We start from the raw sequence: 22,765 nt of genomic DNA on the forward strand, positions 1-22,765 counted from the left end.
GGAATGCCGATCCTAGGGTTTAGAAGGCGATTGTTTTCTGCCCGCACCTGACAATAAGTCACATCGTCGATATACCGCGGGCCGACGAGGAACACGAATGCAGCGCAACGCTCCGCCCATCAGGAGACGCAGTAAGAGCCACAAATACCCGTTTCTGACCCGGCTGGCCACGGCAACCGTCGGACCGGCCCTCGTGTTGGGCATCACCGGGTTCGCAGACATACCCCGGACGGGAGAAGGACGCGGAGGAGAATCCTTCACCGCGAATGCGGCATCGACCCCCCTTCCTCCAGCCCTCGCCGGTTTTTATGACACATCGGCAGACGGAACCGCACGGCAGCTCCGCAGCGACCTCACCGGAAATCTCGAAGGCCAGGTGCAGTTCGCCCAGAGCCATACAATCAACGCGAACGGCAACGCTGCGGCAAAAATGCCGTCCCTGGTCACTGACAGGGCTGCACTGGTTCTCTTCTCACCGCTTTCCGGAGCCACGCGGGTAAGTGTCACGGCCACGGTTAACGGGGCAGCACAGGGAACGCTGGAACTGGCCCCGCCGTCCGATATTCCCCGGTCGGATATGAATATCACGAATAACAGACCGGATGTCACCTATTCATCGACGGCCTGGACAGCCGAGCTGCCGTGGAATTGGATGAAACCCGGCCTGGAACTGACCTTCGCAACGGATACTGGCAGCGGAGTCCTAGGGTCGAACAGCATCGAGTTCGCCGCTCCGGCCGAAATGATCATCAGCTCCATTGAGCTCGGCATGCTCACGGACTACCCGAGGTCAGACGGCCACTACATGTTCAACGAACCGGAGAAATCCGGAGCAGACTATTTCCAGACAATTCCGGTCTCGAAACTGACAATGGCCATTTATGAACCGGTCCGTCTCGACAAGGTGATTGTGGCGTCCGGAGTGATCTACGACCAGAAGAGCGCCGTCAACGGTGACGTCTACTCCGGCGACCTGCGCGAAAACGTCGGCAAGGCGCAGGTGAGCACCGGTATCAACCTCGCCAACTTCGGCACCACCAGCGGACCGATGGACCAAAAGCAGCCGGGCACCTTCAACCAGCGGATCATCCACCACTCCGCCGGGAACTACGCCAACGGCGTGCAGACCCACGGCCTCAGCGGCGGCAACGGCATGGCCACCCTGTACGACTCGGTGGGGAACGAGCTCAGCCACGAGCTCGGGCACTCCTACGGCCTGGGGCACTATCCCGGCGTCGACACGTCAAAGCAGGGCGATGAGCGGGTGATCAATGCGAGCCATCACAGTGAGAGCGGCTGGGGCTACATCGCCTACCGGGACCGGATGCGTTCCAATCTCTCGGCGAACACGGCCTTTACCGCCGCCGGCTTCGATTTGAGTGCCGGCAACTTCACGCAGAACTACCAGGGCATCTACAACTACCACCGGGACACCATGTCCGGGGGAGCCAACTCCAGCACCCTCTCCCGCTACACGCACCTCACCGGCTACAGCGCTGAAATCAGCCAGCGCTCATTCCGGACCGTGGTGCCGGATCTTGCCTATCCGAGCGGCTACCGCGACTGGGATTCCGCCGCCGGCGGATACGTCGACGCGAAAGCCAAAACGCCGTCTTTCTCAGCGCCCCGGCCCTCCCAGATCGGAGTTCCCGTGTACACCCTGCTCGGCGGGTACAACCCTGGAACACCTGAGCAGACAGTGCTCTACCCTGCCTTCCGGAGCAACTACGGGAACGTCTTCAACCTTCCGCAGGCGGAGACCGCGGCCACGGACTCCACCCGCCGGTGCTGGATGGAAATCAGCTTCCAGGACGGACGCGTGGACAAAACCGCATTGCTGGCCACCAACGGCGTCAAGCAGTTCAACATCAACCTCTCCCAGGCCGACAAGCCAACCGGTGCCAGCATCCACTGCCGGGTGAACGGCACTACGACGAAGCTCGGCAACACGATTAGCATCGCACCGGACCAGGAGCCGCTGCGTCCGGCTGTCGTCATCGGCCAGGACGCCGGCTACGAAGCGCTGCGCGCCGTCGAACTCCCGGAACTTGAGGTGAAGCTTCAGGCGGCAGCCAACCGGGAGCTCCCGCTGCTGGACACGGACGGCACGGTCCTGCTGGAGAGCTGGAAAGACGATCTGAGCGGACTCACCCCGGTGGCCCAGGGCGTGGCAGCAGCCCTCCAGGAACAGTCCGCGGCCGCCGACTCGGTTGATGCCTTCATCCAGCGCAATCAGGCCAAGCTTGACACCCAGGATGCGGCCGCCACGGCGGAGCTCTTCGCGCTGCTGTCTTCCCGCGGCCTCGTCGAGAGCCCCACCCAGGTCCTCCCTGCCGGTGGCCGGCTGCAAGTCGACGGCGGTCATTGCCTGGTCTTGGGTCCGGACTTAGGTGTCACGGTGCCGCAGGACAAAACACTGTGCGCCGACACCGCCGCCCAGCGCTGGGTGATGGACGCCCGTGGGGCGGTTCACAGCGAAGCGCGCCCGGACCTGTGCCTGGTACCGGGAACGCCGGTGAAGGTGGCATCCTGCGCAATAACCGCGGCGTCCCAGGTGTGGATCGCGGAGGCGGACGGACACCTGAAGAGCGCGGTGTCGAATTATCTCGACTTCCACCGCCATCAGGGAATCGCCGGGATGTACGGCCGGACATCCGGAGCCAACCAGATCTGGACGGGCCTGGCGGCCTCTTCAAACCCGGGAATGGCCACGCTGAAGGCCAGCAGCCTGGCGACACTTTCCGGACTGAATTTCGCCACCGCCGCGATCGACACGTTTATCCAGGACAACCAGGCCAAACTCGACGCGAAGGACAAGGCAGCCACGGCGGAACTCACCTCGCTGCTGTCCTCAAACGGCTTCACGGAAAGCTCCACCCGGGTCCTTCCCGCCGGTGGACGGCTGCTCGTCAACAATGGCCACTGTCTGGTGCTGGGCGGCAACCTTGGCGTTACTGTCCCCAAATACAAGACCTGGTGCGCCGACACCGCTGCCCAGCGCTGGTTTATCGACGTGCGCGGTGCGATCCACAGCGAAGCCCGGCCGGATATGTGCCTGGTGCCCGGCACGCCGGTCAACGTTGCTGCCTGCTCGCCGGCCGATGCATCCCAGGTGTGGATTCCGGAGGCCGACGGTCACCTTAAGAGTGCGGTCTCCAGCTACCTCGACTTCTACCGTGACGAGGGACTGGTGGGCATGTATTCGAAGAACGACGGGGCAAACCAGCTCTGGACAGGGCTCACCGTGTCAGCCAATCCGGGGATGGCCAGCCTGAAGGCGGCCAGCCTCGCAACCCTGTTCAGCCTCGGCCTCGACGCGTAGCACGGCAGATATCAGCTAGATCCCGTAAGCAATAGTGAGGGTGCCCGTCCCGGCCGGGACGGGCACCCTGACTATTGGGCCCTGCCCGCCTGTTCCCAGCGCGGGTCATGCGAACTCAGGAACCGAGAGGTTCCGGAACGCCGAACCGTGGAACACCAGCGGTTCATGGGCGTCTTCATGCGTGGAGTACCCGTGGACCCGCAGCAGCACAACGGCATGGTCTCCGGCTGGCACCTCGTTTTCGATCGAGCAGTCGAGCCACAGGGCAGCGTCGTCCAGGAAGAGCGCGCCCCCGGCCTCGTGCAGGTCCAGGCCGGCGAACCGGTCGCCGTCCCGGGAAGCAATCTGGCGGCAGACGCCGTCGTGCCCCGTCCCGAGAACGGATACGCCGATCCGCCGCGCAGAGCGCAGCACCGGCCAGGTCCGTGAGGTGTTCTGGACGGCAAACATCACCAGCGGAGGCTCCATGGAGACTCCCACGGTGAAGGATGAAGCGACGATGCCCTGCGGCACGCCGCCAATTTCAGCGCACAGAGCGGCGATTCCGGAGGGAAAACGGCCGAACGCCCGGCGGAGTGCATTGGGCTGCAGATCGGTTTCAAGGGCCATGGGACTTCCTCTGCCTGATGCGCCCAACTGCACTGAAGCAGCACGGGGACGCTGTACTTGCCGCACCGGGAGATCCACCGGGACGGCCGAATCGTCACCTGGAGCACCCCGCTATGGCGAGAGGGTTGCCGTCCAACCGGCCAGGGCCTGTGGCTGGAACTCTTGATTCTGCCCATCAATCTAGGGGCGGGGCAGGGGTGGGTGCAAACCCGCGTCACACGCAGCAGGGGATGCGCAACACTTCGTAACCACCGGGCTGCCGGGCCGGCGCCGGGAAAACCACTAAAGTGTCCGCATGAGACAACGCTGGTTCAAGCAGGTAGACGTCTTTGGCAGCCGGCCCTACCAGGGCAATCCGCTGGCGGTGGTGCTGGACGGTGAAGACCTCGACGACGAAGCCATGCTCCAGTTCGCGCGCTGGACCAATCTCTCGGAGACGACGTTCGTGCTCCCTGCCACGCAGGACGAGGCCGACTACCGGGTCCGGATCTTTACGCCCGGGGGAGAGATCCCGTTCGCCGGCCATCCGACACTTGGCACCTGCCATGCCTGGACCGAGGCCGGAAACACACCGATGAGACCGGGACTGGTCATTCAGGAGTGCGGAATCGGCCTGGTTCCGCTGCGGGTTAACGCCGGATTGGCGGCTTTCGCCGCGCCGCGGCTCATCCGCACCGGACCGGTGGAAGAGGACATCCTGGCCCGGGTCACCGCGGCACTGGGCCTCACGGCGAACCAGGTGAACGGCCACCAATGGGTGGATAACGGTCCGGGCTGGCTGGGGCTGCTGCTCCCCGACGCCGAGACGGTGCTTTCACTGCGGCCGGACCACGCGGCGCTCGGCAGCCTGCGGGTCGGTGTGATCGGTCCACAGCCTGAGACTGCTGAAACGGACTTCGAGGTACGTGCCTTTGCCCCCGGCCTGGGGGTGTCCGAGGATCCTGTCACCGGCAGCCTGAATGCCGGCCTGGCCCAGTGGCTGATCGGAGAAGGCCTAGCCGGGGAGCGCTACACGGTCACGCAGGGCACAGCGGTCCACCGGTCCGGGCTGGTTCGGGTCTTTATGCGCGAAGGCCGGATCTGGGTGGGCGGGGAGTCCGTGACCTGCGTCGACGGATCGGTTTCGCTCTGAGCGCTGCCCTGAGGAACCGGCTGCCCGGACCCCGGGCGGCAAGGGCAGGGGGAGGGCGCGGGTAGCCTTGAGACCGTGAGTGACTTGTTCAGCAGCGATGAGGACGCGGACCTCGATGACGTCGATGCCCCGGGGGAGCGCGACGACGACAATGCGCGCAAACGTCCGCGCAGTCCGCTGGCGGTGCGGATGCGTCCGCGCAGCCTCGATGAGGTAGTCGGCCAGCAGCACCTGCTGGCACCCGGTTCCCCGCTGCGCACCCTGGCCGAAAGTCCGCAGAGCGGCCCGGCGGGACCCTCATCCGTCATGCTCTGGGGGCCTCCCGGTACCGGCAAGACCACCCTGGCCCACGTCGTGGCCCGCGGATCGGGACGGAAGTTCGTGGAACTCTCCGCCATCACCTCAGGTGTCAAGGACGTCCGGAGGGTCATGGACGATGCTCTGACGGCCAGGGACCTGCACGGCCTGACCACAGTACTGTTCCTGGACGAAATCCACCGGTTCAACAAGGCCCAGCAGGATGCCCTGCTGCCCGGCGTGGAGAACCGCTGGGTGGTGCTGATTGCCGCGACCACCGAGAATCCGTCCTTTTCCGTGGTCTCGCCCCTGCTTTCCCGGTCACTGCTCCTGACGCTGAAGCCGCTGACCGAGGCGGACATCTCCAACCTTCTGCTCCGCGCCGTAGCCGATGAGCGTGGCCTCGCCGGACGGATCAAACTCAGCGACGAGGCCCTGGAGCATCTGGTCCGGCTCGCTGCCGGGGACGCCCGCCGCGGACTGACCGCGCTGGAAGCCGCTGCCGGCGTCGCTTATTCCGAGCGCGGCCCGGACGAAGAGGTGCCTACCGTCCTGCTTTCCCATGCCGAGCAGGCCCTGGACGTTGCCGCCCTGCGTTATGACCGGGCAGGGGACCAGCACTATGACGTCACCAGCGCGTTCATCAAGTCACTGCGGGGATCCGACGTCGACGCCGCCCTGCACTACCTGGCGAAAATGCTCGAAGCGGGGGAGGACCCGCGCTTCATCTCCCGGCGCCTGATGATTTCCGCAGCGGAGGACGTTGGCATGGCGGACCCGACGGCGCTGCAGACGGCGGTTGCCGCAGCCCAGGCGGTGCAGATGATCGGCATGCCGGAGGGCCGCCTGATCCTGGCGGAAGCAGTGGTCCACATAGCAACGGCGCCCAAATCCAATGCCGCATACAAGGCAATTGGTGCTGCAACAGCCGATGTGCGGGCCGGCTACGGCGCCGGGGTGCCGGCCCACCTGCGGGACGCTCATTACCCGGGGGCGAAACAGCTGGGCCACGGCAAAGGCTACGTCTACTCGCACGACGAACCGCACGGCGTCGCCAAGCAGCAGTATGCCCCCGATGACCTGGTGGGCAAGGATTACTACAAGCCCACCGCCAATGGTGCCGAACGGGATATTTCGGCGCGGCTGGAACGCCTGCGCGGGATCATCCGCGGGCAGTGACGGGCAATAATCCAGCCTCGCCACGGTGCCGCGGCTGGCGGGTCCGCCCATGCTAGGATTGATGGTTGACTGGCAAGCGTTCTGCCGGACACTCCAATTCTGCTTCAGCCGGTTCATCCCGGCAGGTCAGAGGCGTGTCAGGACAGCAGCGTTGCAGCGGAAGGCAGCGGTTGGCCGGAGCTCTCCCTAATGGAGGCCAGTGACTACGTATCAGCTGCGGAAACGCCGGGTTGTCCCGGCGCAGACGCAGCGAAACCGCCAAAACAGTGAAAGGTGAACGTGGCTAATTCAACACGTGCACGCCGTCAGGCCCGCGCTTCGCGCGCCCTCGGCATTGCTTTGACCCCCAAGGCAGCAAAGTACTTCGAGCGTCGGCCTTACCCCCCGGGTGAGCACGGCCGCGCCCGCCGCAAGCAGGACAGCGACTACGCAGTACGTCTGCGTGAAAAGCAGCGTCTGCGTGCACAGTACGGCATCCGCGAAGCACAGATGACCCGTGTCTTCGAAGAAGCCCGCCGCACCGCCGGCCTGACCGGTGAAAACCTGATCGAGCTTCTCGAGATGCGTCTTGACGCCCTCGTGCTGCGTGCCGGCTTCGCCCGGACGATCGCCCAGGCCCGCCAGCTTGTTGTGCACCGCCACATCATGGTTGACGGCGCCCGCGTGGACCGCCCGTCGTTCCGCGTGTCCGAAGGCCAGCTCATCCATGTGCACCAGCGCAGCGAGACCATGACGCCGTTCCAGGTTGCCGCTGCCGGCGCCCACCGCGACGTCCTGCCCGCTGTTCCGGGTTACCTGGATGTCTCCCTGGACAAGCTGCAGGCCCGCCTGGTTCGCCGCCCGAAGCGCTCGGAAATCCCCGTGACCTGCGAAGAGCAGCTCGTGGTGGAATACTACGCACGCTAATTCGACTGCGTTCCCGGTTCCCGGGGACACAAGGCGAAACCGGAACAGCCCGCGGCCCCCGTGCCGCGGGCTGTTTCGTTTGTTCCAGCCGCACAGGGCTGGACGCAACCGCAGTCCCGCAGCATGCGAGTGAGTGTCCCGGCCCGTGAATGGGTAAGGTACATAGCGGAAATGTCTTCGAACCGATCCCAAGGAGAACCATGTCAGGTGGAGATATCGCCGGTCTGATCGCAGCCGGTGTATTTGCCGTGCTGGTTGCACTGCTGGCCGTACCCATCATCAAACTTGGGAAGGTCTTCGATGAACTTCGCGGATCCATCAAGACCCTCAGTGACGAGACCACTCCGTTGATCGACGAAGTGACCACCACCGTTTCCACCACCAACCTGCAGCTGCAGAAGGTGGACGGCATTTCCTCGAACGTCTCCGATGCGTCCGCGAACGTCTCGGCACTGACATCGCTGATCGCGGCTACCGTCGGCTCCCCGCTGATCAAGGTCTCCGCTTTCACCTACGGTGTACGTACAGCGCTGGCTGCCCGCCGGCCCGCCGGCCGCGGCCGCCGCAGCCGCTAGGCCTGACCGCCCCACACAGCCCACCACAGGAGCAGCCATGATTAAGCGTGTGTTTTGGATGTCGATCGGCATCACCATCGGCGTCATCGCCGTCCGCCGCCTTTCGGAGGCCAGGGAAACGCTGGGTCCCGCCGGGCTCAACCGCGCCGTTGGCAGTGCCTCCGACGCCGTTCACCACTTCACCGACGCGTTCCGCGACGCCATGAACCAGCGGGAGGGCGAGCTCCGCTCCGCCCTGGGGCTGGAAACCACTGACACCGTCGCCGACACCATGTCAGCTGCGCGCCGCTGACTTTTCCCCCGCGTGCAGCTGCCCTGCGCGTGCCTGATTTACCAGAAGGGTAAGAAACACCATGAAGTCCCACGAGATTGCACGCCGCTGGCTGGATTTCTTCAGCCGGAAGGGCCACACGGTCGTTCCCTCCGCGTCGCTCGTTTCCAATGACCCGTCGCTGCTGTTCACGGTCGCCGGCATGGTGCCCTTCATCCCGTACCTCACCGCCCGGGAAACACCGCCGTACAACCGCGCGACCAGCGTGCAGAAGTGCATCCGCACCGCCGACATCGAAGAGGTCGGCAAGACCGCCCGACACGGTACCTTCTTCCAGATGGCCGGAAACTTTTCCTTCGGCGACTACTTCAAGGAAGAGGCAATCACCTTCGCCTGGGAGCTGCTCACCAGCCCGGTCGAGGACGGCGGCTACGGCCTGGATCCCGAACGCCTCTGGGTCACTGTCTACCAGGACGGCGATGAGCGCGACGACGAGGCCCGCGCCATCTGGCGGGACAAGATCGGCGTGCCGGATGAGCGGATCATCGGCACCGGCAAGGAAGACAACTACTGGACCACCGGCCAGGCCGGTCCCGGCGGACCCTGCTCCGAGATCTACTACGACCGCGGTCCGGCCTACGGCCAGGAGGGCGGCCCTGCCGTCGACGAGACCCGGTACATCGAAATCTGGAACCTGGTCTTTATGCAGTACCAGCTCTCCGCAGTCCGCTCCAAGACCGACTTCGACGTTGCCGGCGAACTGCCGCAGAAGAACATCGACACCGGCCTCGGCCTGGAACGCCTTGCGATGATCCTCCAGGGCGTGGAAAACATGTACGAGACCGATCAGGTCCGTCCGGTGCTGGACAAGGCCGCTGAGCTCTCCGGCAAGGAATACACTTCCGCTGAAGATCCCTCGGACCCGCACCACACCGATGATGTCCGGATGCGTGTTGTAGGCGACCACATCCGGTCCGCCCTGATGCTGATCTCCGACGGCGTGACCCCGTCCAACGAGGGCCGCGGCTACGTGCTGCGCCGCCTGATCCGCCGTGCCGTACGGGCCATGCGCCTGCTCGGCGTCGAAACCGCTGTGCTGCCGGAACTGCTGCCGGTCTCACGGGACGCCATGAAGGGCACCTACCCCGAGGTCGAAACCGACTTCGCCCGGATTTCCCGCATCGCCTACGCCGAGGAAAAGGCGTTCCTGCGCACCATCGCCTCCGGCACCGAGCGCCTCGACGCCGCGGTGAAGGAATCCAAGGCAGCTGGCCGTCCGCTGTCCGGCGAGGACGCCTTCGCCCTCCACGACACCTACGGCTTCCCGATCGACCTCACCCTGGAAATGGCCGAAGAAGCCGGGCTCAAGGTGGACGAGGCCGGATTCCGCTCCCTGATGCAGGAACAGCGCAAGCGTGCCCAGGCTGATGCCCGCGGCAAGAAGCACGGCCATTCCGATGTCTCGGTCTTCAACGAACTGCTCAAGGCCGGCCAGACCGTGTTCACCGGGTATGACGAGCTGACCACCGAATCAGCCGTGCGCGGGATCATTTCCAACGGTGAATCCGTCTCCCACGCCGGCCCGGGCTCGGAAATCCAGCTGGTGCTGAATGAGACGCCGTTCTACGCCGAAGCAGGCGGCCAGGCAGCCGACGTCGGACTGATCACCGGTGACGGCTTCGTACTCGAGGTGTCCGATGTCCAGCGCCCCGTCAAGGGCCTGACCGTGCACAAGGCGATCGTGCGGGAGGGTGAAATTTCCGCCGGCGCCCTGGCCATGGCTGCAGTCGATGCCGAGCAGCGGCATGCCGCCGAGCAGGCGCACTCCGGCACGCACATCGTGCATGCCGCGCTCCACCAGATCCTCGGCCCGGAGGCACTGCAGCGCGGCTCCTTCAACAAGGCAGGCTACCTGCGGTTCGACTTCGCCTGGGGCGAAGGCCTGTCCGATGCCGCGAAGTCGGAAATCGAAGAGGTCTCCAACCTGGCGATCCGCAACAACCACAAGGTCGAGACCAAGGTCATGCCGCTGGCAGAGGCCAAGGCGCTGGGCGCCATGGCACTGTTCGGCGAAGCCTACGGTGACCAGGTCCGCGTAGTGGAGATCGACGGCGACTGGTCCCGCGAGCTCTGCGGCGGCACACACGTTGATTCCACGTCCCGGATCGGCAGCCTGACCCTGCTCGGCGAACAGTCGGTCGGATCCGGCAACCGCCGTGTTGAAGCCTTCGTCGGGATGGATGCCTTCCGGCACCTGGCCGCCGAGCGCGCCCTGGTGAACGAACTGTCCGACCTGCTGAAGGTTCCCTCGGTGCAGCTGCCGGAGCGCGTGGCCGCCACACTGGCCAAGCTCAAGCAGGTTGAAAAGGAACTGGAGCGCCTGCGCCGCGAGCAGCTGGCCGCCTCGGCTGCGGCCCTGGTGAACACCGCCGTGGATATTGACGGCGTCCGTCTCCTGGCCCACGACGCCGGCACCGTTTCCGGGGCCGACGACCTGCGCACCCTGGCGCTGGACCTCCGTTCCCGGCTCGGCAGTGAAGCTGCTGTCGTTGCCGCCGCAGGCGCAGCCAACGGACGGCCGGTGGTGATCGTGGCCACCAACGAGGCAGCCCGCGCCGCAGGCGTCAAGGCCGGCGCGCTGGTCAAAACCGCCGCCGGAGTCCTCGGCGGCGGCGGCGGCGGCAAGGACGATGTCGCCCAGGGCGGCGGAACCGACGCCTCCAAGGTATCCGAGGCGCTGACTGCCATCCGTGCCGCGGTGGCCAACCGGGCTTAGCACCGCTGATGCCGGACTATCCCCGCGGACCAAAGCTCGGCGTCGACGTCGGTCTGGCGCGCGTCGGGGTCGCAACCTGTGACCCCGACGCGCTCCTGGCCACGCCGGTCCGGACGCTCAAGCGGGACGCGAAGAAAAACAGCGACATTGCCGTGCTGGTGCGCGAAGCGGCCGAACGGGGTGCCGTTCAGGTTTTTGTGGGCCTGCCCCAAAGCATGCGCGGCACCGAAACCGCCTCGACGGCGATGGCCCGCGGCTACGCCCAGGCCCTTGCCGAAGCACTCGACCGGGCAGGCCTGGACGTCCCGGTACGCCTGATTGATGAGCGGCTGAGTACGGTCAGCGCCCACCGCTCGTTAAGAGAAGCTGGCTTGGACACCAGAAATCACCGTAGAGTGGTAGACCAAGTGGCCGCTGTGGGTATATTGCAGCAGGCCATTGATATGCAGCGTTCCCTTGGACGCGATGTGGGGGCATCGGTCACATTTCGCCGAAGCGCGCGACCCGCGGCTTCGGCCCCAGACGAGGAGCTAACTATTTCCGAGGAAAGCCGCCCCGAAAGCGATTCAGCGCCGTGAGCCACAGGTATCCCGACCATCGTCCGCCGGGACAGGAACCGGAATACGATCCAAGTGCGGGCGGATCTGCCGGCGAGGGTGCTCCGGAGCAGGGATACGGTCCAGCCGACGGCCACCAGGACGCCTACGCCGGCGCCCATGAAAGCCTGCAGCACGTTGGAGCCGAACAAGGCTATGAGCCCGCGCCCGTAGTCCAGACCTTCTTTGCCGATGAAGCACCAAGCCGGCGCAGCCGGCGGCCTTCCCGTGACAAGCAGCGCAGGCGCCGCCGGCGCACGCTGGTGATGGTCGTTGTCCTTGCGGTCTTTGCCGGAGTCGTGTTCGGCCTGACGCTGTTCCTGCGGGACCTGCTCGGAATGAACGAGACCAAGGACTACCCGGGTCCGGGCGAGGGAACAGTCTCCTTCGTGGTCCATCCGGGTGAGGGGCCGCTGCTGATCGGGGAGAGCCTCGCAGCACAGGACATTGTGGCCACGGGCAAAAAGTTCGTCGAAGTCTTCCAGCAGGAAGCAGACGGGCGCGAAATCCAGCCAGGCACCTACGAAATGCGGCTCCAGATGTCGGCCTCCGGAGCGGTCACCGCACTGCTCGGCGACGGCGGAACGGCCGTGCACTACGCCGCGATCGCCCGGGATCTCCGGCAAAGCGAAACCTTCGACATCCTGGTTGAGTCCACCGGTATCCCGCTGACGGAATTCGAAGCCCTGGCAGCCAGCCCGCAGGACTTTGGCCTGCCGGCAGAGGCCGTGAGCCTGGAGGGTTACCTCTTCCCCGGTGAATACCGTTTCCCGGTTGACAGCACCGCCACGGAAATCGTCACCGAGATGGTGGACAACGCATTCTCCGCCCTGGAGGAAAGCGGTGTGAGCGACGCTGCCGCCCAGTACGACGTCCTGACCAAGGCCAGCATCATCCAGGCCGAGGCCGGCGAAGCGGATTACGCCACGGTCGCCGGTGCCATCGAAAACCGGCTCCGTGCTGACAACACCGAAACCAACGGGCTGATCCAGTCTGACGCCACGGTCACTTACGGCCTGGGCCGCAAGAGCTACAACCTCACGCCGGAGGAGAAGGCAGATAAGGGTAACCGGTACAACACGTACGCGAATCCGGGTCTGCCGGTGGGCCCGATCGGCTCACCGAGTATCGAGGCTATCGAGGCCGCGGCAAACCCTGCCGACGTTCCGTACTTCTACTGGGTCACCGTCAACCTGGACAGCGGGAAGACAGAGTTCTCCTCGACCCTGGCCGAGCATGCCCGCTATGTTGCCGAATACCAGGAGTGGTGCGGAACGCAGGAAGCGGGAAGGTGCGAGTAGTTGTCTGCCATCACCCGCCGCGCAGCGGTTCTGGGGCATCCCATTGCCCACTCGCGCTCACCTGAGCTGCACCGTGCCGCATACCGGTACCTGGAATTCGACTGCGACTACGCTGCAATCGATGTGGAAGAGGAGGCCGCGGCGGACTTCGCCGCGGCCGTCCGGCAGGAACCGGGCTGGAACGGGCTGTCCGTCACCATGCCCCTGAAGAGTGCCATGGCAGCCGCCGTCGACACACTGGATCCACTGGCTGAAGCGCTTGGCGTCATCAACACGGTCACGTTCGAGCCCGGCGCCGGCGGAACGGTGCTGACCGGCTGGAACACCGACGTCGCGGGGCTGGTCAACGCCTTGCGCCATGCGGGTGCCGGTGACGCCCCAAAGGCGGCCGTACTGGGCGCCGGAGGCACCGCAACAGCTGCCGTGGCGGCCCTGACGGAACTCGGCTGCAGCAGTGTGGACATTTACGCCCGCAGTTTCCGGGGCGACGCCGGCGGGCAGCCGGCAGTCCAGGAAGTGGGCAGCCGGCTGGGCACCGACGTTGCGCTTCACGGCTGGGACATGGCCGCCGCCGCCTGCGCGGAAGCCGACGTCGTGATCTGCACCCTGCCGCCGCGCGGCGCGGACGGGATTGCCGGCGAATTCGCGGACCTGGGCCGCCGGCGCGACGGCGCGGTGCTGCTGGACGCGGCTTACGATCCCTGGCCCAGCGCCATTGCCGCTGCCTGGCAGGCGGCCGGGGGAACGATCGTGCCGGGGCTGGAAATGCTCCTCTACCAGGCTGTGGAACAGGTCCGCCTTTTCACCAGGGACGCCTTCCGCGACGAACGTGCCGTCATAAACGTGATGTGTGACGCAGTGGGGCTGCCTCAGCGCTGAAGCCACCTGCCGGACATGGCAGTATTGAAGCCATGTTGCGTTGGTTGACCGCCGGTGAGTCCCATGGGCCTGCACTGGTTGGAATTGTTGAGGGCGTCCCCGCCGGCGTCGAGGTAAGCACGCCGTCCATCCAGGAGGCGCTGGCCCGCCGGCGGCTCGGCTATGGCCGCGGCGCCAGGATGAAGTTTGAGCAGGACGAGGTGCGGATCCTCGGAGGTGTGCGGCACGGACTGACCCAGGGCGGCCCCATCGCCATCGAGATCGCCAACACCGAATGGCCCAAGTGGGAGCAGATCATGGCATCTGACCCGGTGGACCCGGAGGTCCTGGCCGACCAGGCCCGCAACGCACCGCTGACCCGGCCCCGTCCGGGCCACGCAGATTTCACCGGTATGCAGAAGTACGGTTTCGACGAGGCCCGTCCCGTCCTTGAACGGGCCAGCGCCCGCGAAACGGCTGCCCGGGTTGCCCTCGGAGCCGTCGCCGCCGCGTTCCTGAAGGAGCTCGGCATCGAGCTCGTGAGCCACACCGTGGCGATCGCCGGCGTCAGCTCGCCGGAGGGATCGGCCCTGCCTGTCCCCGGTGATGTTGCCGCCCTGGACGCAAACCCCATGCGCTGCTTCGATCCTGCGGTCACCGAAGCGATGGTTGCTGAGGTGGACGCCGCCCACAAGGAGGGCGAGACCCTTGGCGGTGTCGTCGAGGTACTCGCCTACGGCCTGCCGCCGGGACTCGGCAGCTACGTCCATTGGGACCGCCGGCTGGACTCGCGGATTGCAGGCGCACTGATGGGCATCCAGGCGATCAAGGGCGTAGAGGTCGGAGACGGTTTCCTGACCGCCACGCGCCGTGGATCAGCCGCCCATGACGAAATCCTGAAGGACGAAAACGGACAGGTTGTCCGTTCGGGCAACCGGGCCGGCGGAATCGAAGGCGGCATGAGCATTGGTGAGGTCCTGCGGGTCCGCGCTGCCATGAAGCCCATTGCCACGGTTCCGCGGGCACTGAAGACCATTGACGTGAGCACCGGCCAAGCTGCACGGGCCCACCACCAGCGCTCGGATGTCTGCGCCGTGCCGGCGGCCGGCGTGGTCGCGGAGGCCATGGTTGCCCTGGTCCTGGCCGAAGCCGTCACGGAGAAATTCGGCGGCGATTCAGTGGCGGAGACTGCACGGAACCTGCGCACCTACCTCGAGAACATCCCGGCGTCCCTCGGATCAATCGGCACCGGCACCGGTGCCTGAGCAGCATCTGGTCCTGATCGGGCTGATGGCTGCCGGCAAATCCGTCGTCGGCCGTTCCTTTGCCTCCCGCCATGGGCTGCCCTATGTGGACACCGATCAGCTGGTAGTGGACGAACACGGGCCCATCCCCGAAATTTTCGCCAGCCACAGCGAGGCCTACTTCCGCGAGGTGGAGGCACGCGCCGTGGCCGCCGCCCTGGACTCACCGGTCCGTTCGGTGATCTCCCTGGGGGGCGGGGCCGTGCTGGACGCCGGCACACAGCAGCTCCTGCAGCACGCTACCGTGGTGTTCCTGGACACCGACCTGGCTACCGTCCTGCCGCGGATTTCACGGTCCGGCCACCGGCCGCTGCTGGCCGGGGATCCGGTGGTCCGCTGGTCCGCGCTGGCCCAGGCACGCCGCCCGCTGTATGAATCGCTGGCAGACATTGTTATAGACACCAGGGGACTGGCCGTTCCGGAAGTCGTGGAACGTATCACCGCCGCCCTGGACGAAGGAGAACACTAATGCCCGCTGAACCCACCGTTATCAAGGTGACGGGCGATAAGCCCGCCGAAAATTACGACGTCGTCATCGGCAATGGCCTGCTGGGCCGCCTTCCCGGCATGCTGGGGGAGCGCGTCCGCCGTGTCCTGGTGATCCACCCGCGTGCCCTGCGCACCACGGGCGACACGGTCCGGGACGAACTGGCCGCGGCCGGTCTCACGGCGCTCACCGCGGAAATCCCGGACGCCGAAGAAGGCAAGCACATCCAGGTGGCGTCCTTCTGCTGGCAGGTTCTTGGCCAGAATGACTTCACCCGTTCCGACGCGGTTGTCGCCGTGGGCGGGGGAGCGGTCACCGACGTCGCCGGTTTCGTGGCCGCGACCTGGCTCCGCGGTATCAAAGTAGTGCACGTACCCACCAGCCTGCTCGGCATGGTGGACGCCTCCGTAGGCGGCAAGACCGGAATCAACACCGCCGAGGGCAAGAACCTGGTCGGCGCGTTCCACCCGCCCGCCGGCGTCCTGGCAGACCTGGATGCGCTGGGATCCCTGCCAAAGAACGAACTGCTCAGCGGTATGGCAGAAGTGGTCAAGTGCGGTTTCATCGCCGACCCGGCCATCCTGGACCTCATTGAGGCCAACCCGGAAGCCGTGGCGGACGGGAGCTCAGGCGTTGTCCGCGAGCTCGTTGAGCGCGCTGTGCGGGTTAAGGCCGAGGTGGTTTCCGGTGACCTGCGTGAGGCAGGGCGCCGGGAATTCCTGAACTACGGCCACACCCTGGGGCACTCGATCGAACTGGCCGAGCGCTACCAGTGGCGGCATGGTGCTGCGGTCTCCGTGGGCCTGGTCTTCGCGGCCGAGCTCGGCCGGATGGTCGGCCGGCTCGATGATGCCACGGCTGACCGGCACAAGGCCGTCCTCACCTCCCTCGGATTGCCGGTGACCTACCGGAAGGACCGCTGGAGCGCCCTGCTTGACGGTATGCGCCGGGATAAGAAGTCCCGCGGGGACCTGCTTCGCTTCGTGGTCCTGGACGGCCTGGCTAAACCGTCCATCCTGGAAGTGCCGGACACCTCGCTGCTGTTCGCTGCGTACCAGGAGATCGCCTCGGAGCCCGACGGCGGGATCCGGCTCAGCCTGTAGCCTCCGGGCATCGTGGGCGGATTCGCCGAACAGGTAGAATGGTCGACGGACAAGACACGTAGTTACGCGAAACGACGAAAGAGAAACTGTGGCAACGACCAACGACATCAAGAACGGCACGGTGCTGAAGCTTGAAGGCAACCTCTGGAGCATCATTGAGTTCCAGCACGTAAAGCCGGGCAAGGGTGGTGCGTTCGTCCGTACCAAAATGCGCAACGTCCGTTCGGGCAAGGTCGTCGATAAGACGTTCAACGCCGGCATCAAGATCGAAACTGCCACTGTTGACCGCCGCGACTACCAGTACCTGTACAAGGACGGCGATGACTACGTGTTCATGGACACGTCGGACTACGACCAGCTCACGGTACCGGGCGCAATCGTCGGCGACTACGCCAACTTCATGCTCGAGTCCATGATGGTCACCATCGCCATCCACGAGGGTTCCCCGCTCTACATCGAACTGCCGGCGTCGGTGGTTCTGGAAATCACGTACACCGAGCCGGGCCTGCAGGGCGACCGCTCCACCGGCGGCACCAAGCCCGCCACCGTGGAAACCGGCTACGAAATCCAGGTGCCGCTGTTCCTGGAGCAGGGCACCAAGGTCAAGGTTGATACCCGCACCGGCGACTACCTGGGACGCGTTAACGAGTGAGTGCACGCAGTAAAGCCCGGACCAGGGCACTTGAAGTGCTCTTCGAAGCGGAGCAGCGATCCATGTCTCCGCTTGAGTCCCTCCGTTCCCGCCGGGAGCAGACGGACCAGGTCATTAACCCGTACACCATGGACCTGGTGGAAGGCGTTATTGCCAAGCAGGCACAGATCGATGAGTTCCTGAGCACCTACTCGCAGGGCTGGGCGCTGGACCGGATGCCGGCCGTTGACCGCATCATCCTGCGCATCGGCAGCTGGGAGCTGCTCTACAACGAGGACGTTCCGGACAAGGTCGCCATCAGCGAAGCCGTCGAACTGGCCAAGACCCTCTCCACCGATGAATCACCCGCATTCATCAACGGGCTGCTGGGCCGGCTGCACCAGCTTAAGGACTCACTGCTGGCCTAGAGGCCATGCAGTCCTTCCGCCGCAGTACATTTGTCCCAATGCCCGGCAGGTTTCCTGCCGGGCATTGTGCTGTCCAGGGGCTGTCCAAGGCCGTCCGGCGCTGGCCGGGGCTGTGTGTGCTCAGTACCGGGGGCCTCAGTACCGGGGGACCTCAGTACCGGGGGTCTCAGTACCGCCCGGACTCAGGACCGTTGCGGCGCGCCCGCCGTCTGCAGGAGGCGGGTCCGGGTCCGGGTCAGCGCGTCCAGGATCCGGTCTTCGCGGGCGGCATTGGCGCGCGGGTCCCGCCCGCTCACCAGCTGCTGCCGGGTGAGGGCAAGGTTCGTCGCCTCCCGGATGAAGGTCCGCATGGTGGGCCTGCCCCCAAAACCACCGGCCCAGCGCAGGGCCTGCCGCCGGCCGGACCGGGTGGCGAGCATATCCACCTCCGCAGCGGTGAACCAGCCGGCCGCCGCGTATTCATCCAGCCGCTCCCGCGTCAAGCGCTGCTCGGCTCGGCGAAGATAGGCGACCCCGGTGAGGGCCAGGGCGAACAGTGGGACCTGGAGCAGGAAGTAGAACAGGAAGAAGTCGTCATAGACCAGTGCCATGCCGCCGTTCCAGAACATGTGCCCCAGGACCGCGGCGGCCAGGCCGGCAATAAAGCCGATGAGGATCCGAACACCGCCCGGCTTCCTGACGGCGAGTCCAAGGGCCGCTCCCAGCGCTGCCGTGAAGAGCACATGGGCGAAGGGGGAGAAGAGCCCGCGCAGCACAAACACGAAGCCCAGCTGCAGGCTCACGCCTCCGGTTTCGAAGAGCGCGGCACTGAAGTAGAGGATGTTCTCGGTGAAGGCAAAACCGGCACCGACCGTGCCCGCATAGACAATCCCGTCCAGCGGGCCGTCGAAGTGGCTGCGCCGCACGAAGACCAGCAGCAGCACTCCCAGGCCTTTGGCTGCCTCCTCAACCAGCGGAGCCTGGACCACCGTGGCAATGACATCTGCCGGGGTGAGCGGCAGCAGGGTCATCAGGACCTCGTTGACCATGCTCCCCAGCAGCAGGGTGATGGCCACGGAGACCCCTGCGCCCCAGAGGAAAGCGAACAGCAGGGCAGCCCGCGGTTCCGGTTCCCACCGGTCGATCCAATGAAGCCCCAGCAGGCAGATGCCCAGCGGGATCAGTGCCAGAAAACCGCACAGGATGAACGCTTCGCTGCCCAGTGCGGCAAAAAGAAAGAACCCCACCAGCACCACGACCACCGAGGCTGCAGTGATAAGCAGCACATTGAGCACCGTGCCGCTTCCGGCCCGGGGTGCGGGGGGAACCTGGAGGGGTGCGACGCCGTCTGCCGGCTGCCCGGGCAGCCCCGGAAAGCCCGGTCCGGACTGCGGGATCATGTGCGGTTGCCTGTCATGGACCCAACAATATCCGGGCCGGTCTGCTGTGATAGCTTTGAAGGGCATTCAACCTTTAAGTCCGTCCTGTGAGGCGGGGAAGGAGGAAGCAGAATATGGATCTTAGCGATCCCACGCAGGCCGCAGCGCCTGCCCGCACCGTTCTGGCTTCAGCTGACATTGACCGCGCCCTGACGCGGATCGCCCACGAAATTCTCGAGGCGAACAAGGGTGGCACCGACCTGGTCCTGATGGGCATTCCGCGCCGCGGATATCCCCTGGCCCTGCGTCTCGCCGCCAAAATCGCCGCCGCCGATCCCACCGTGGACGCCGGCGCCATCACCGGCCAGCTTGACGTCACGATGTTCCGTGACGATCTGGCCCACCAGCCCACCCGGTCCCCGTACCCCACCGAACTTCCGGCCTGCGGCATTGACGGCAAAGTCGTGGTCCTCGTGGACGACGTCCTCTATTCCGGCCGCACCATCCGTGCCGCCCTTGACGCGCTCGTTGACCTGGGCCGCCCCCGCGCCGTACGGCTGGCCGTGCTGGTGGACCGGGGCCACCGCGAACTGCCCATCCGCGCCGACCACGTGGGTAAGAACCTGCCCACCGCAGCCGTGGAAAAAGTCCGTGTCCGGCTGGTCGAAACGGACCTTCCCGCGGCAGACGAAGTCGTGATCGAAGGCTCTGCATGAAACACCTGCTCTCCACCCTGGACCTCTCCCACCAGGATGCGATTTCCATCCTGGATACTGCGGAGACCATGGCCGCAGTAGGGGAGCGGGAAGTGAAAAAGCTCCCTGCCCTGCGCGGCCGCACAGTCGTCAACCTGTTCTTCGAAGACTCCACCCGCACCCGGATTTCCTTCGAGGCCGCAGCCAAGCGCCTCTCCGCCGACGTCATCAATTTCTCCGCGAAGGGCTCCTCGGTCTCCAAGGGCGAATCGCTCAAGGACACCGCCCAGACTCTCGCCGCCATCGGTGCCGACGCCGTCGTCATCCGCCACGGCGCTTCCGGCGCCCCGGCCCGGCTGGCGAACTCCGGCTGGATCGATGCCGCAGTCCTCAACGCCGGCGACGGAACGCACGAGCATCCCACCCAGGCCCTGCTGGACGCGTTCACCATGCGCCGGCACTGGGCCCGGCTGCACGGTACACCGTCCCAGGGCACCGACCTTTCCGGAATGCGCGTGGCGATCGTCGGGGACATCCTGCACTCCCGCGTGGCGCGCTCCGACCTCTGGCTGCTGAAAACCCTCGGGGCCGAGGTGACGCTCGTGGCCCCGCCCACGCTGCTTCCCTTCGGCGTGGAGTCCTGGCCCTGCAAGGTCAGCTACTCACTCGATGAGACGCTGGAGTCCAAGCCCGACGCCGTGATGATGCTCCGGGTCCAGGCAGAGCGCATGCATTCGGCGTTCTTCCCGACCGTCCGGGAATACTCCCGCCGGTGGGGATTTGACGATGTCCGGCTGGACCGCCTGGATGCGCTTGGCCTGGACGATACGATCCTGCTGCATCCCGGTCCTATGAACCGCGGGCTGGAGATTTCCTCCCGCGCCGCCGATTCACCGCGTTCGACCGTCCTGGCCCAGGTCAGCAACGGCGTTTCCGTCCGGATGGCGGCCCTCTACCTTCTGCTCTCCGGTGAGGGCAGCTCCCAGCGAACACCACAGGAAGTTTCCGCACAGTGAACACCGCAACACACACTGCAACTACAGCAGCGCCCGCGCCCGCCGCGCAGCCGACCCTGTCCCCGAACGGCGCCTACCTGATCCGCGGTGCCTCGCTGCTGGGGAAAGAGCGTGCCGACCTCCTCATTCAGGACGGACTGATCGCCGCCGTCGGCCAGGACCTCACTGGCCCTGAAGGCGCACTGGTCATCGACGCCGACGGCCTGATTGCCCTTCCCGGCATGGTGGACCTGCACACCCACCTCCGTGAGCCGGGCCGGGAAGACGCGGAAACGGTGGAGACGGGCACCCGTGCCGCTGCGCTTGGCGGGTTCACCTCGGTGCACGCGATGGCGAACTCCAATCCCGTCGCTGACACCGCCGGCGTCGTGGAGCAGGTCTACAGCCTGGGCCTGAAGTCCGGCTGGGTGGACGTCCGCCCGGTCGGTGCCGTCACCGTGGGGCTCAAGGGGGAACGGATGGCCGAGCTCGGTGCCATGGCCGACTCCCGTGCCCGGGTCCGCGTCTTCTCCGACGACGGCATGTGCGTCCACGACCCGATCCTGATGCGCCGTGCCCTGGAATATGTCAAGGCGTTCGACGGCGTGATCGCGCAGCACGCGCAGGAGCCGCGGATGACCGACGGCGCGCAGATGCACGAGGGTGATGTCAGCGCCGTCCTCGGTCTGCCCGGCTGGCCCGCCGTCGCCGAGGAATCCATCATTGCCCGTGACGTCCTGCTGGCCCAGCACACGGGTTCCCGGCTGCACATCTGCCATGTCTCGACCGCCGGTTCCGTGGAAATCATCCGCTGGGCGAAGGAACGCGGCATCAACGTCACCGCAGAGGTCACCCCGCACCACCTGCTCCTGACCGACGAATCCGTGCGCAGCTACGACCCCGTTTACAAGGTCAACCCGCCGCTGCGCACCGAATCCGATGTCGAGGCACTGCGCCGCGGCCTGGCCGACGGCACCATCGACATCGTCGGTACTGATCACGCGCCGCACCCCAGCGAGCATAAGGAATGCGAGTGGGCGCAGGCTGCCATGGGCATGACCGGCCTGGAAACGGCGCTCTCAGTGGTCCAGGCAACCATGATCGACACCGGTCTGATGACCTGGGCGGACTTCGCGCGGGTAACCTCCGCCGCCCCTGCCGAGATTGGCCGCGTTGCCACCCAGGGCCGGCCGCTGGAACCGGGCGAACCGGCCAACGTCATATTGGTTGACCCGGCTGCGCGCCGCACGGTCGACCCCCATAAGATGGCAACCATGGGCAGGAACAGTCCTTTTGCAGGGCTGGAACTGCCCGGCGTGGTGCGGACCAATTTCTTTGCCGGCCATCCGACCGTCCTTGACGGAGTACTGAACACGCCGCGCCCCGCGGCTGCGGAGGAGACACCATGGATTGGCTGATCTTCCTGTTCTGCGCCCTGGCCGGCGCAGTGCTCCTGCTCGGGCTGTTCGCCCTGGGCTGGCGGGGACGCCGCCGCCGCCAATCAGACATTCCCCGGCCGCGCCCGCTCCCGGACGACCTGGAAATGCCCCGTTTCCAGGCTGAAGGGCAGTACGTCGCCACCACCACGGCAGGCGACTGGCTGGACCGGGTTGCCGTCTACGGCCTGGGGGTGAAGTCAACTGCCACCGCGGCTGTCTTCCCGGAGGGCCTCTTTTTCGCCCGCAGCGGCGCCCCCGACGTCTGGATTGACCGCGCTGACCTGCGCAGCGTCCGCCTGGAACGCGGCATGGCCGGCAAATTCGTTGAAAAGGACGGGCTGGTCATGGTGACCTGGCAGCTCGGACCCAAAACCGTCGACACCGGGTTCCGCACCCGGTCCGCGGACCACAAGACCCCCCTGGTTTCGGCCATCAAGGCACTGCTGCCGGAATCATCTGCAACATCTAGCGAGGAACAACTGTGACAGTGAACCAAACTCCCG

General features: G+C 65.9%; 21 protein-coding genes and 1 riboswitch. Of the genes, 19 read left to right on the top strand and 2 right to left on the bottom strand.

All coding sequences use genetic code 11. The features are described 5' to 3' along the window. The first annotated feature begins 97 nt into the window (after positions 1–97). Positions 98–3,322 (top strand): M66 family metalloprotease, encoded by a 3,225-nt coding sequence (locus H9638_RS07035; RefSeq protein ID WP_191746507.1) that lies wholly within the window; start codon positions 98–100, stop codon positions 3,320–3,322. A gap of 105 nt (positions 3,323–3,427) precedes the next feature. On the opposite strand, the gene H9638_RS07040 is transcribed toward H9638_RS07035, so the two are convergent. After that, positions 3,428–3,931, bottom strand: a complete 504-nt coding sequence (locus H9638_RS07040; RefSeq protein WP_191746508.1) for a flavin reductase family protein — start codon at positions 3,929–3,931, stop codon at positions 3,428–3,430. A gap of 48 nt (positions 3,932–3,979) precedes the next feature. Beyond that, a riboswitch (SAM riboswitch) is annotated at positions 3,980–4,099 on the bottom strand. A gap of 127 nt (positions 4,100–4,226) precedes the next feature. Between H9638_RS07040 and H9638_RS07045 the strand changes: the two genes are divergently transcribed. From H9638_RS07045 to nusB, 14 genes are all read left to right on the top strand, one after another. After that, on the top strand, positions 4,227–5,063 hold the full coding sequence (locus H9638_RS07045; RefSeq protein ID WP_191746509.1) for a PhzF family phenazine biosynthesis protein: 837 nt from the start codon (positions 4,227–4,229) through the stop codon (positions 5,061–5,063). A gap of 75 nt (positions 5,064–5,138) precedes the next feature. Then, entirely contained in the window at positions 5,139–6,539 is a 1,401-nt protein-coding gene (locus H9638_RS07050; protein WP_191746510.1) for a replication-associated recombination protein A, read from the top strand. Positions 6,540–6,818: 279 nt separating this feature from the next. Beyond that, on the top strand, positions 6,819–7,445 hold the full coding sequence (gene rpsD / locus H9638_RS07055; protein WP_191746511.1) for a 30S ribosomal protein S4: 627 nt from the start codon (positions 6,819–6,821) through the stop codon (positions 7,443–7,445). 200 nt (positions 7,446–7,645) lie between these two features. After that, a complete protein-coding gene (locus tag H9638_RS07060) occupies positions 7,646–8,020 on the top strand; it encodes a DUF948 domain-containing protein (RefSeq protein ID WP_066297533.1) in 375 nt (124 codons plus the stop codon). Positions 8,021–8,057: 37 nt separating this feature from the next. Continuing rightward, on the top strand, positions 8,058–8,312 hold the full coding sequence (locus H9638_RS07065) for a hypothetical protein (protein ID WP_191746512.1): 255 nt from the start codon (positions 8,058–8,060) through the stop codon (positions 8,310–8,312). A gap of 61 nt (positions 8,313–8,373) precedes the next feature. Then, a complete protein-coding gene (gene alaS, locus H9638_RS07070; protein ID WP_191746513.1) occupies positions 8,374–11,067 on the top strand; it encodes an alanine--tRNA ligase in 2,694 nt (897 codons plus the stop codon). Positions 11,068–11,075: 8 nt separating this feature from the next. Further along, the gene (gene ruvX, locus H9638_RS07075) at positions 11,076–11,645 is read left to right on the top strand and encodes a Holliday junction resolvase RuvX (protein WP_191746514.1); all 570 of its coding nucleotides are present in this window, start codon (positions 11,076–11,078) and stop codon (positions 11,643–11,645) included. Continuing rightward, on the top strand, positions 11,642–12,964 hold the full coding sequence (gene mltG, locus H9638_RS07080; RefSeq protein ID WP_318241811.1) for an endolytic transglycosylase MltG: 1,323 nt from the start codon (positions 11,642–11,644) through the stop codon (positions 12,962–12,964). Before ruvX ends, mltG begins: the two co-directional genes overlap by 4 nt. After that, positions 12,965–13,843 carry a shikimate dehydrogenase gene (locus tag H9638_RS07085; protein WP_225217132.1) on the top strand — a complete coding sequence of 293 codons (879 nt, stop codon included), beginning with the start codon at positions 12,965–12,967 and terminating at the stop codon, positions 13,841–13,843. 32 nt (positions 13,844–13,875) lie between these two features. After that, entirely contained in the window at positions 13,876–15,087 is a 1,212-nt protein-coding gene (gene aroC, locus H9638_RS07090; RefSeq protein WP_191746515.1) for a chorismate synthase, read from the top strand. Then, the gene (locus H9638_RS07095) at positions 15,080–15,595 is read left to right on the top strand and encodes a shikimate kinase (RefSeq protein WP_318241812.1); all 516 of its coding nucleotides are present in this window, start codon (positions 15,080–15,082) and stop codon (positions 15,593–15,595) included. The genes aroC and H9638_RS07095 overlap by 8 nt, the downstream gene beginning before the upstream one ends. After that, the gene (gene aroB / locus H9638_RS07100; RefSeq protein WP_191746516.1) at positions 15,595–16,716 is read left to right on the top strand and encodes a 3-dehydroquinate synthase; all 1,122 of its coding nucleotides are present in this window, start codon (positions 15,595–15,597) and stop codon (positions 16,714–16,716) included. Before H9638_RS07095 ends, aroB begins: the two co-directional genes overlap by 1 nt. An 88-nt stretch (positions 16,717–16,804) precedes the next feature. Continuing rightward, the gene (gene efp / locus H9638_RS07105) at positions 16,805–17,368 is read left to right on the top strand and encodes an elongation factor P (RefSeq protein WP_191746517.1); all 564 of its coding nucleotides are present in this window, start codon (positions 16,805–16,807) and stop codon (positions 17,366–17,368) included. Beyond that, positions 17,365–17,775, top strand: a complete 411-nt coding sequence (gene nusB / locus H9638_RS07110) for a transcription antitermination factor NusB (protein ID WP_191746518.1) — start codon at positions 17,365–17,367, stop codon at positions 17,773–17,775. The genes efp and nusB overlap by 4 nt, the downstream gene beginning before the upstream one ends. 182 nt (positions 17,776–17,957) lie before the next feature. Here nusB and H9638_RS07115 read toward each other — a convergent pair whose 3' ends face one another. Then, the gene (locus H9638_RS07115) at positions 17,958–19,154 is read right to left on the bottom strand and encodes a PrsW family intramembrane metalloprotease (RefSeq protein ID WP_191746519.1); all 1,197 of its coding nucleotides are present in this window, start codon (positions 19,152–19,154) and stop codon (positions 17,958–17,960) included. Between the two features lie 113 nt (positions 19,155–19,267). On the opposite strand from H9638_RS07115, the gene pyrR reads away from it, so the two are divergent. The 4 genes from pyrR to H9638_RS07135 are packed head-to-tail and all read left to right on the top strand — an operon-like array spanning position 19,268 to position 22,747. Beyond that, positions 19,268–19,849 carry a bifunctional pyr operon transcriptional regulator/uracil phosphoribosyltransferase PyrR gene (pyrR, locus tag H9638_RS07120; RefSeq protein ID WP_191746520.1) on the top strand — a complete coding sequence of 194 codons (582 nt, stop codon included), beginning with the start codon at positions 19,268–19,270 and terminating at the stop codon, positions 19,847–19,849. Then, the gene (locus H9638_RS07125) at positions 19,846–20,844 is read left to right on the top strand and encodes an aspartate carbamoyltransferase catalytic subunit (RefSeq protein WP_191746521.1); all 999 of its coding nucleotides are present in this window, start codon (positions 19,846–19,848) and stop codon (positions 20,842–20,844) included. Before pyrR ends, H9638_RS07125 begins: the two co-directional genes overlap by 4 nt. A 56-nt stretch (positions 20,845–20,900) precedes the next feature. After that, positions 20,901–22,241, top strand: coding sequence for a dihydroorotase (locus H9638_RS07130; protein WP_191746827.1), 1,341 nt, complete (start codon positions 20,901–20,903; stop codon positions 22,239–22,241). Next, positions 22,229–22,747 carry a PH-like domain-containing protein gene (locus tag H9638_RS07135; RefSeq protein ID WP_191746522.1) on the top strand — a complete coding sequence of 173 codons (519 nt, stop codon included), beginning with the start codon at positions 22,229–22,231 and terminating at the stop codon, positions 22,745–22,747. Before H9638_RS07130 ends, H9638_RS07135 begins: the two co-directional genes overlap by 13 nt. Positions 22,748–22,765: the final 18 nt, after the last annotated feature.

It is taken from the genome of Arthrobacter pullicola, assembly GCF_014836875.1.
Lineage (GTDB): Bacteria > Actinomycetota > Actinomycetes > Actinomycetales > Micrococcaceae > Arthrobacter_B > Arthrobacter_B pullicola.